This is a genomic window from Sphaerobacter sp., from assembly GCF_019683595.1.
GTDB lineage: Bacteria > Chloroflexota > Chloroflexia > Thermomicrobiales > Thermomicrobiaceae > Sphaerobacter.
This window is the reverse complement of sequence record NZ_JADGHZ010000009.1, coordinates 35368-45519: the sequence shown is the minus strand read 5'-3', so window position 1 is coordinate 45519 and position 10152 is coordinate 35368. Positions and strand designations below refer to the sequence as shown.

The window sequence follows — 10152 nt, the reverse complement described above, 5'->3', positions numbered from 1 at the left end:
GGTATGAGGGCTACGACATCCTGACTGATGAGAAGGTGGTCGATGCAGAGTACAGCGTTCCCGATCCCCAGACGCCGCAGGAGGTGATCGGGTACTACGCGCAGTTGATCGCGAACGACTTAAAGCTGCCGTCACAGTTCGCGCATCTGGTGCCGAAGGTGCGTGCATTCTTTGAAGAGAAGGCGTTCGGGCGGCGAGTGGATCTTGAGCAGCCGGCTGTGCTGCGTGCGATGAGCCGAAACATGGCGGCAGAGGCAGTGCGCCGGGCGTTCCGCACGGCACTCAAGGATGTTCTGATCGAGACGGTCGAGCCGGAGTTGCTGGCTCCGGCGCGGGCGCTTTCTGATTCCGATCCGTTTCCGTACTCGCGAGCGACGTATGCGGCGAAGAAGTGCGTGTTCAACCTGGTGCCGTGTGAAAACCGCTTCGAGCAGGCGTTCGCGCGGTGGTTGGACGAGACGGAGGATGTGGCGGCCTTCGCGAAGCTACCCGAGCAATTCGGGTTCAGTATCGAGTATACGGACGGGTCGGCGAACCTGCGGTACTACTATCCGGATTTCGTGGCCAGACTGACGGACGGGGAGCACTGGCTGATCGAGACGAAGGGTGTGGAGACGCCCGAGGTGACGTTCAAAGACCAAGCGGCGCGGCTGTGGTGCGAGAACGCGACGGCATTGACGGGCACGCGATGGCGGTACATGAAGGTGCGGCAGGAGGAGTTTGAGCGGCTGCGACCGTCGGGATTCGCGGAGTTGCGGGTGTGGGAGGTGTGAAGGGCTTGTGTCATGCTGCCCGCGTGATGCGTGCTCCCTATCGCGTGACGCATGACGCGTGACTGACGTATGACTGAGACGACCGACAAGCCGGTGGCGCGGGGGCTGGGCTGGCGGACGGTGGCGACGCGCCGGCCCTTTACGACGCCCTGGCTCCGCCTGCGGCAGGACGATATCGCCATCGGCGATGAGCGGATCACCTACACGTATCTCGACCAGCCGCCCGGTGTGTTCGTGGTGCCGGTGACCGATGACGGGCGGGTGGTGCTGATCCGCCAGTACCGCTACCCGGTGGATGCCTGGTGTCTGGAGGTTCCGGCTGGGGGGACGCACGACCGGCCGGGGGTGCCGCTGGCGGACCTGGCGCGGGAGGAACTGCTGGAGGAGGTCGGCGGCACCTGCGCCACGATTGAGCGGATCGGCTCGTTCCACCCGAGCGTGACGCACAGCGCCCAGGAGTGCCACGTGTTCCTGGCACTCGGGGTGGAGTTGGGTCAGACGCCGCGGCACGAGGCGACGGAGCGGATCGAGATCCTGCCCGTGCCGGTGGGGGAGGCCCTGCACCTGGCCCGCACCGGCCGCATCGCCGACGGGCAGAGCGCGCTGGCGCTGCTGCTGTGCGAGGAGCGGCTGCGGCAGCGCGGCTACCTCGACTGACGCCGGCACCACCGGTCCGCGAAGCATGCCGTCGGCGTTGCAGCGACCGCTCCGGTGTGACGGTGTAGCAGCTCATCCGGGACGGCAGGGCTCTCCCGCCTGACCGTGGCGGACATAACGCAATCGAAGGGGCTCGGCGGCCCTCAGCGGGGGTGGCCCTCGCGTAGTGCCCGGTTCATCTCCCCGAGCGACTGGATCTGCCGGCCGTCCGCATCAAAGTTCTCCGGTGCCAGCCAGGCCTCGAAGTTCGCCCGGATGGGCGGCCACTCCTCGGCGAGGATCGAGAACCACGCGGTGTCGCGGTTCCGCCCCTTCACGATCACGTGCCGATAGAAGGTCCCTTCGTAGGCGAAGCCGAGTCGGGCGGCTGCCCGGCGTGAAGGCTCATTGAGCGCGTTACATTTCCACTCCACCCGGCGATAGCCGAGATCGTCGATCGCATGTCGGATCATGAGGTAGAGGGCCTCGGTCGCCTCCCGGCTCCGCTGTAGCGAGGGTGCCAGCCAGATGTGGCCGATCTCGATGACGCCGTCGCTGGGGCGGATGTTCAAATAGCTCGCCATCCCCGCGGCTTTGCCGGTCCGCCCGTCGCGAATCGCGAAGAAGGTCGGATCGGCCGATGCCGAGCAGGTTCGTAGCCAGGCCCGAAACGCGTCGAAGCTGGGGAATGGGCCGTACGGCAGGTAGTCCCAGATCCGATCGGTCACGTCCGTTGGCGCGTCGTGCGACGCGTCCCACAACTCCTGTGCGTGGTCGATCGGATGCAACGGCTCCACCCGTGCGTAGCGCCCGTCAAGCGGAACCCGCGCCGGGTAGAGCCCTGGTGGAAGTGGGTCGACCACGTCGCCCGATAGCTGGCGCTCTCCGAGTGTCTCGCTCACAATCGTCCTTTCCGATACGATGCACATGATGGCCCCCACCGTAGCCACCCGCATCGTAGCCGACGGAGCCTGAGGAGCGGAAGGCCGATACGGCGGGAGTGCCAGGGCGCCCGACGTCACTCCACGCGGTGTTCCGGCAGCTCCACCGCGAACTGAGCTGCCAGTTGCTCGAGTTCCCGCCAGACGGGCTCCGGGATTGGGATCCCGGACCGGTGACGCTCGCTGCGGGCCTGCGCCTCCGGCTCACCCGGGACGAGGACGCGTTCGACGCCCGGGACCGGTTCCACCCGCGTGGCGGCATCGAGGACCGCCCCCGCCCGTTCCGCGAAGTGTGCAGCGCTGCCAAAGGCCGCGGGATCAAGCACAAGCACCAACACACCACTGATGTTCTGCATGGCGGGGTCATCGGGATCTCGCGCACCGTCCGCGCTCATGGCCAAACCGCCGAGGAGCGCCGCCGCGAGCGCAAATCCATATCCCTTGTGCCCCGCGACGGATCCACCCAGGGGCAGGAGCATTCCACCGTCGTACAGATCACCGGGTACATCGCTTGGCGCGCCGTGCTGATCGAGGATACTCCCAGGCGGCAGGGGCAATCCCTTCGCCTGGGCCTGGCGCACCTTGCCCTCGGCGATCGTCGAGGTGGCGGCGTCGTAGACCATAGGAAGTCGACCAGCAGCGGGGACGCCGATCGCCCAGGGGTTGGTCCCCAAGAAGCGGCCACGGCCACCGAAGGGCGCAACCCAACCATTGTCGGGGCCCGCCGTCCCGATGGTGACCAGCGTGACCAGGCCTTGCTCTGCTCCATGCTCGGCATACTCCCCCAAACGACCGATATGCGTGAAATTGCGGATCGCGGCGCTGGCCACGCCCTGTTGCTTGGCGCGCGCAAGCGTCCAGTCGAGCACCACCCGGGTGGCGTAATGCCCGAACCCGAACCCAGAATCGAACAGGGCGGTCCCCGCCGTTTCCCGGACGATGGTTGGGCGAGCCTGCGGGATGAGCTCACCGTTCTTGATCTGGCTCGCATACCACGGCAGGCGAAGGACGCCGTGCGAATCGTGACCGGACAGGTTGGCGCGTACGAGATGATGGGCAACCTCGGCCGCGATGTCCTCCGGGGTACCGAGGGCACAACAGGTTTCGCGGACGAACGTCTCAAGCGGCTCAGCCGCGCACCAGACGGTGGTCATGCGTCTCTCCGTTCTGACCCCTATCTAACGCCAGGGCAGGTCGAGCGAGAGCGGGAGGTCGATGACCGCAACCCGCTTGGCGGCGAGCGCGGTGCGGAGCGCCGCCTCAAGCTCGTCGGGTGCTTGCAGCCGGATGCCGAGCGCACCGAAACTCTCGGCGAGCGCCGCGAAATCGGGGGTCACCAGATCACTGGCGAAGATTCGATCGCCGTAGCGCAGCCGTTGATAGCGACGCATGGCGTTGTAGCCCTGGTCGTTGCAGACGACGCAGACAACGTTCGCCCCGGCTTGGATGGCGGTCGCCAGCTCACCACAGGTGAACATGAACGCGCCGTCACCGCCGATGGCCACGACCTGCCGATCGGGCGCGGCGACGGCGGCACCGATCGCGAAGGGGAGTGCGGTTCCCAGCGTGCCGTAGATCCACGGGATGTGATAGGAGCGCGGCGTGTAAACCGGGAAGTGCCGGGCCGTCCAGTACTGGATCAGGCTGTCGTTGGTGACGATGGCATCACGATCCAACGCTGCCCGCAGGCTATCAATCACACCCATCGCGATCGGATGCGCCGCGCGCATCTCGGCGTCGACCTGCTCAGCCAGCCCACGGGCCGTAGCCGCCCACTGACCATCGGAGCGTGCGCCCCCATCCATGAGGGACTCATAGAGCTGCCCGAGCGACACCCGCGCATCACCGACGATCGCCACATCAGCCGGGTAGTTCAGGTTGATGACGTCCGGATCCACGTCGAGATGAATCAGCGGCGGGAGCTCCAGCGTCCAGTTGGCGGTCGAACCACCACCGAGCCGCGTGCCAACGGCCAGGAGCACGTCGGAATCGCTCAAGAAGCGGCTCAGCCGCGGATCACCGGTCCAACGGCCGCCGACCGACAGGGGGTGGTCATTCGGAATCGCCCCGCGTCCCGGCGCCGTCTCGAACACCGGCGCCTGCAGCGCCTCCGCCACCCGCAGGAGCTCTACCCACGCTCCGGACCGATGGACGCCCGCACCCGCGAGAATGACCGGCCGACGCGCCCGCCCGAGCCGCTCGGCGGCCCGTCGTACGAGTGCGGGATCCGGTTCGGGGATCTCCGGGGCCGCGGGTGAGCACACGGTCACGTCATCGACGGCATTCAAGATGTCTTCTGGGAAGTCGAGGTAGGCGGGACGCGGCCGACCACTTTGAATCGCCGTCAGCGCTTCCGCGACGGCGGGCGACACGCGCGCCAGTTCGCGCACGCTCTTATTGATCCGCGTCACGTTGCGGAAGGTTCCCGTCTGATCGACCAGTTCATGGACGACCCCGCGTTCGGCGTCAATGAGGTTGGTCGCCAACTGAGAGGCGAGATGCAAGACCGGGGATGACTCACTCCAGGCCTCGCCAAGCGCCGTGAACGCATTGGTGGCACCCGGCCCCGTGGTGGTAATGAACACGCCAGGCTTCCCCGACGTCCGGGCATAGCCATCGGCCGCAAACCCAGCCCCCTGTTCATGGCGACACACGATGTGGGTTATCTCCGGTGTTCGGGAGAGGGCGTCGTAGATCGCCAGGTTGTGCACACCGGGGATGCCGAAGACCGTATCGACGCCGCCCGCGCGTAAGGTCTCGACAATCGCTTGCCCACCGGACATTTGCATCTGGTGCTCCTCTCAGGATGCCAGTGGCACAGATCACGGACGACGGAGAAGCCGGTCACCGGCCGGATCCTGCGCCATCCCGGCCGGCAATCCGTGAACGGCGATGCAGAGATGCGTGATCCTCCGCAGCTCGTTCACGTGCGGCGGCTACCCAGCGGTCTGCCAGCGCGCAATGAGCTCCCGATTGACCAAATTGCGTGGCTGCTGGCCACGGAGCATGCGGGCCATTTCCTCCGCGGCCAGGCGCCGGACCGTCCGGATCGACTCCTCGGAATACCCACCCGCATGGGGCGTCACCACCACATTCGCCATACCCAAGAGCGGGTTATCGGGCGCGACCGGCTCCTGCTCGAAGACGTCCAGGCCCGCACCGGCGATCCGGCCCGATTCCAGGGCACGAATCAAGGCAGCTTCATCAATCACCGGCCCACGGGCGGTGTTGAAGACCAGCGCACTCTCCTTCATCAGCGCGAACTGTGGGTCACTCAGGAGATGACGTGTCTCAGGGGTGAGCGGGGTATGGATCGAGACGAAGTGACTCTCGCGAAGGAGCTGCTCCAACGACACGAGTTCGACCCCGTATCGGTCCGCTACCTCTTGCGAGACATACGGGTCATGTGCGATGAGGCGGAGGTCGAACGCGGCTGCGCGGCGGGCTACCTCTCGGCCGATGCGTCCCAGACCGATCAGCCCCAGCGTTTTTCCATAGATCGGCATCATCGGCGAGAGGGCGGTTCGATCCCAGATACCAGCGTGCAGGGCATTGTTGAGCTCGGTGATCTTGCGCACACAGGCGAGCAATAGCCCGATTGTGTGATCGGCGACCTCACGAGAGCAAAAGTCGGGGACATGGGCGACCGGAATGCCACGCGCGGTGGCCGTCTCGAGATCAATGTGGTCGAAGCCCACGCTGGCCGTGACGATGCCGCGGCACGGGTTCATCGCGTTGATCACCGCTTCGGTCACGGGAACGTTGCTGGTGATGACTCCATCGGCGCCCCGTGCCGCCTCGGCGAGCTCGTCCGGGCTCTGCACCGTCACGGGCACGACCTCGGCATCGACATCCCCCAGAATATGGCGCTCCTCAGGCAGGGTCGATTCGGGCGCGTGGGGGAACACGGTCGTGCGGATGATGCGGAACGACATAACCTGATGCTCCTCTCGGCGGCCCGTGTCCGGCCGCTGCCAATCGATGCGCGCATCCGGCTGCGACTGTTGGCGTCAGAGTGTCCGGATGCGCGGGTCGAGGATGTCGCGCAGACCGTCACCGAGTAGATTGAATCCGAGCACAGCGAGTGCGATCGCCGCGCCCGGCAGCACTGCAATCCAGGCGTCAAGCAGCATGTATTGGCGAGCGGTGCTCAGCATTAGTCCCCACGAGGGAGTCGGCGGCTGGGTTCCGAGACCGAGAAAACTCAATGCGGCCTCGGTCAGGATCGCCGTCGAGAGCGAGATCGTGATTTGCACGATGAGCGGGGCTGAGATGTTCGGCAGCACGTGGCGCAGCATGATCGTGCGGTTCGATACCCCGATCGTGCGAGCGGCTTCGATGTAGGGCAACTGTGCCACGGTCAACGTCGGACCGCGGGTGACGCGGGCGAACCGCGGCGCATACACGAGCCCAATCGCGATGAGCGCGTTCGTCAGGCTGGGCCCCAGGATCGCGGTGATGGCGATCGCGAGGACGATCGCCGGGAGCGAAAAGAGGACATCCATCAGGCGCATGATCACATTGTCGATGTGCCCGCCGTAGTAGCCGGCGACGATGCCGGAGGTCGCGCCCAGCGCCAACGCGATCGTGACCGAGAGGAAGCCGACGTAGAGCGAGACGCGGGCGCCATACACCAGGCGGCTCAGCTCATCGCGCCCGAACTCGTCGGTCCCCAGCCAGTAGCCCTGGCCCGGACGGAGCAGGGGCAGGTCGATCTGTGCAGCCGGTGGGTACGGCGCGATCAACGGCGCGGCGAGCGCCACCAGCACCAGGCCGATCACCAGCACCGCCCCGATCATCGTTGCCGGACTCTGCCGGACGGCCCGGCCCCACTGGGCCAGCGTCCGCCGGCGGGCCGTTGGCTCATGAATGACGATGGGCTTGCTCTGGGCCACTCCATCAAACATGTCGGATCCTCGGATCGAGGTAGGTGTAGACGATATCGACGAGCAGGTTGACCAACGCGAAGCCGACGGCGAACAACATCACCGCCCCTTGCACCACCGGATAGTCGCGCTGATAGACCCCGTTGAGCAGCGTCCAACCGAGTCCCGGCAGACCGAAGACTTGCTCGATAATCACCACGCCCCCCAAGAGCACCCCCATCTGCAACCCGAGGATGGTCACGATCGGGATGAAGGCGTTGCGAAGGGCATAGCGGAGGAGAATGGCCGATTCGGAAAGCCCTTTGGCCCGCCCCACCTTGACGAACTCCTCACCCAGAACCTCGAGCATGGACGAACGCGTCATGCGCATGGTCACCGCCCCCAGCCCGAACGAGAGGGCGAGCACGGGCAAGACCATCTGCTGCAGATTCGCCAAGGGTTGCTTCCAGAGCGTGGCGTAGGTGAGTGGCGGCAGCCAGTGGAAGATCTGCGAGGCCGCAATGATCAACAGCACCCCGATCCAGAAGTCGGGCACGGAGAGCCCGAGCAATCCGAACACTTGCGTGCCGAGCTTTACGCCTTTCCGCTGGCTGATGCTCGCGATGACTCCGAAGATCAGGCCGAACACCGAGGAAAGCGCCACCGAGAGGACGGCCAGCTCAATGGTCAGGGGCAGGCGCGAGAAGAGCAACGTGGCCACCGGCTCGCCGTTCCGGAAGGACCAGCCAAAGTTCCCCTGCACCATATTCCAGATCCACAGGCCGTACTGAACCGGCAGGGACCGATCCAGTCCGAATTCTCGCAGGACGGCTTCCCGCTGCTCGGCAGAGAGTTGCCCTTCCGAACCCGCGATGATGGTGGCGATGTCCCCCGGGAGCAGGCGCACCAGGCCGAAGATCAAGATGGAGACACCGAACAACGTCACGATCGTCGCGACCAGGCGCCGGATCACGTGATGCATTCGCGCTTCGTCTCCCCTCACTCTGAAGGGATCGTCTTCGCCTACTCGTTGAGCCAGGCTTGTTTGAGGAACATCCGGCGCCCCGTGAACGACTGCACGTACCCTTGGAGGTCGTTCGCCACCGCCTCGATGTTGTACTTGACATACCACCAGAAGTCGGGGCTTTCCTCGAGCAGCATTTGCTGAATCTGGGTGTAGAGTCTCACGCGCTCGTCGTGGTCGCTGGTCGACCGAGCCTGTTCGATGAGGGTGTCCAGCTCGGGATTGGAATAGCCCGAGTTGAGGTTCCCGTCGGTGTGGAAGTAGGCGTAGATGTAACCATCGGGGCCGGGGCGGAAGGTGTTCGCCGAGTTGCTGAGGTCATAATCCTTGGCGTTATAGGCCGCGTTCTGCGCGCCCCACTCCATCTGGTTGATCTCGACGTTCATCCCAATGGCCTGGAAGGCCTGTTGCATCACCACCGCGTTGGCGACGAAATCGGGATACTGCGGGGAACAGTTGATCACCAGCCGTTCGCCGGCATAGCCGGCCTCGGCGAGCAGCGCCTTCGCGCCTTCGATGTCTGGTTCGAGGTAGGGAAGCGACTCAGGATCCAGGTACCAGTCACCGTAGCCGGTGGGCACGGGGCCGGAGGGGACACCGGCGCCGAAGACGCCCTTCTGGATCATCTCGTTCGTATTGACCGCCATGCGCATCGCGCGGCGAACACGCGCATCATTCAGTGGCGGGCGGGAAACATTGACATAGGTTAGATCCACCCAGGCATACGGACTCTGCAGCACCTGAATGTTGCTCGCGTTCTTGAGCTGTTCCGCGCCCTGGGCACTGATCGCCGCATACTTGATCTGCCCCGCCTGCAGCGCGGCCAGCCGCACGTTCTCTTCGCTCAAGATCTTGAAGACCATCCCGTCCAGGTAGGGGAGGGGCTGGCCCCAATACTCGTCGAAGCGTTCATAGGTGATGTGATCCTGCGGCACATACTCGACGAGCTTGAACGGCCCGGTCCCCACTGCCGTGGTCTGCAGGTTGACTTCCTCCGCCAGGCCCTCGGGAATGATCGCGGACGCCCGCATCGCGGCGAACGAACTGAGAAGATCCGGGTATGGTTCGCTGAGCTTCATCTCAACCAGCAGCGGCTCCACGACGGTGATCTCGTTGATCGCGGAGAGCCAGCTCCGCCAGGGCGAGGCCGTTTCTGGGTTGAGGACACGCTCAATGCTGTACTTGACGTCATCCCCGGTCATCGTCTTCCCGTTATGGAACTTCACGTCGGGGCGCAAGGTGAACGTGTAGGTCAGGCCGTCCTCCGCGATCTCCCATTGCTCGGCAAGCGCAGGGATGACGTTCATCTCCTCGTCGTACGTCGTCAGGCTCTCATAGCAATGTTCGAAGCCCTGGAGGGACGAGAAATTCGAGTTCGTGTGGGGGTCGAGGCTCAGAGGATCGAGCTCAAACGCCCCCTGCAGGATCCCGCCCGGTTTCGGCTCCCCGGCTCCCGTCGCGGACCCGCTCGCCGTCGGCGACGCGGATGATGAGCCACTTGCGGGTTGGGTGGCGGCGGCAGGTGTCGTGCCGGAGGAGGTTGAGTCAGCGGTGGTCGCGGTCGGCTGGGCCTGGCTCGGACTTTGCCCACAGGCAGCCAGGAGGCCGCCTGTGATCCCGCCACTGAGCACCAGGAGTCCGCCCTTGAGCATCGTCCGTCGCGGAAAACGCCGGTCGTCCAGTCTGCGGTCAGGCACCCCAGCCATGACTCCTCCTCCGCGAACTCATCACCCTATCGTCCGGATGAGCCGAACGGACGGTACGTATTGGTTTGTGAGACGTTAGGATCCAGTATAAGGTCCGGCCAATTCGTTGTCAATAACCCAAATCTTCGGTATCATTCAACCATTCATGAACCCCTGAGGCTCCGCAATCGGCGGAATCGCACAAGCGGCGGTGACACACCGTTCCGG

Annotated in this window: 8 protein-coding genes and 1 pseudogene; 2 read left to right on the top strand and 7 right to left on the bottom strand. The window is 65.1% G+C overall.

Annotated elements, in window-relative coordinates:
* Window positions 1-773, top strand: a pseudogene (locus IRZ30_RS02055) (hypothetical protein); the annotation flags it as partial.
* Window positions 774-842: 69 nt separating this feature from the next.
* Window positions 843-1430, top strand: a complete 588-nt coding sequence (locus IRZ30_RS02050) for an NUDIX hydrolase (protein WP_294082408.1) — start codon at window positions 843-845, stop codon at window positions 1428-1430.
* A gap of 143 nt (window positions 1431-1573) precedes the next feature.
* Here IRZ30_RS02050 and IRZ30_RS02045 read toward each other — a convergent pair whose 3' ends face one another.
* The 7 genes from IRZ30_RS02045 to IRZ30_RS02015 form a co-directional block, all read right to left on the bottom strand.
* Window positions 1574-2311 carry a GNAT family protein gene (locus IRZ30_RS02045; RefSeq protein ID WP_294082407.1) on the bottom strand — a complete coding sequence of 246 codons (738 nt, stop codon included), beginning with the start codon at window positions 2309-2311 and terminating at the stop codon, window positions 1574-1576.
* A gap of 116 nt (window positions 2312-2427) precedes the next feature.
* Window positions 2428-3504, bottom strand: coding sequence for an Ldh family oxidoreductase (locus tag IRZ30_RS02040; protein WP_294082406.1), 1077 nt, complete (start codon window positions 3502-3504; stop codon window positions 2428-2430).
* 24 nt (window positions 3505-3528) lie between these two features.
* On the bottom strand, window positions 3529-5139 hold the full coding sequence (locus IRZ30_RS02035; RefSeq protein WP_294082404.1) for a thiamine pyrophosphate-binding protein: 1611 nt from the start codon (window positions 5137-5139) through the stop codon (window positions 3529-3531).
* Window positions 5140-5286: 147 nt separating this feature from the next.
* Window positions 5287-6285 (bottom strand): C-terminal binding protein, encoded by a 999-nt coding sequence (locus IRZ30_RS02030; RefSeq protein ID WP_294082402.1) that lies wholly within the window; start codon window positions 6283-6285, stop codon window positions 5287-5289.
* Window positions 6286-6360: 75 nt separating this feature from the next.
* Window positions 6361-7257, bottom strand: coding sequence for an ABC transporter permease (locus tag IRZ30_RS02025; protein WP_294082400.1), 897 nt, complete (start codon window positions 7255-7257; stop codon window positions 6361-6363).
* A complete protein-coding gene (locus IRZ30_RS02020) occupies window positions 7250-8197 on the bottom strand; it encodes an ABC transporter permease (protein WP_294082398.1) in 948 nt (315 codons plus the stop codon). Before IRZ30_RS02020 ends, IRZ30_RS02025 begins: the two co-directional genes overlap by 8 nt.
* Window positions 8198-8238: 41 nt before the next feature.
* The gene (locus tag IRZ30_RS02015; protein ID WP_294082397.1) at window positions 8239-9936 is read right to left on the bottom strand and encodes an ABC transporter substrate-binding protein; all 1698 of its coding nucleotides are present in this window, start codon (window positions 9934-9936) and stop codon (window positions 8239-8241) included.
* Between the last annotated feature and the right edge of the window lie 216 nt (window positions 9937-10152).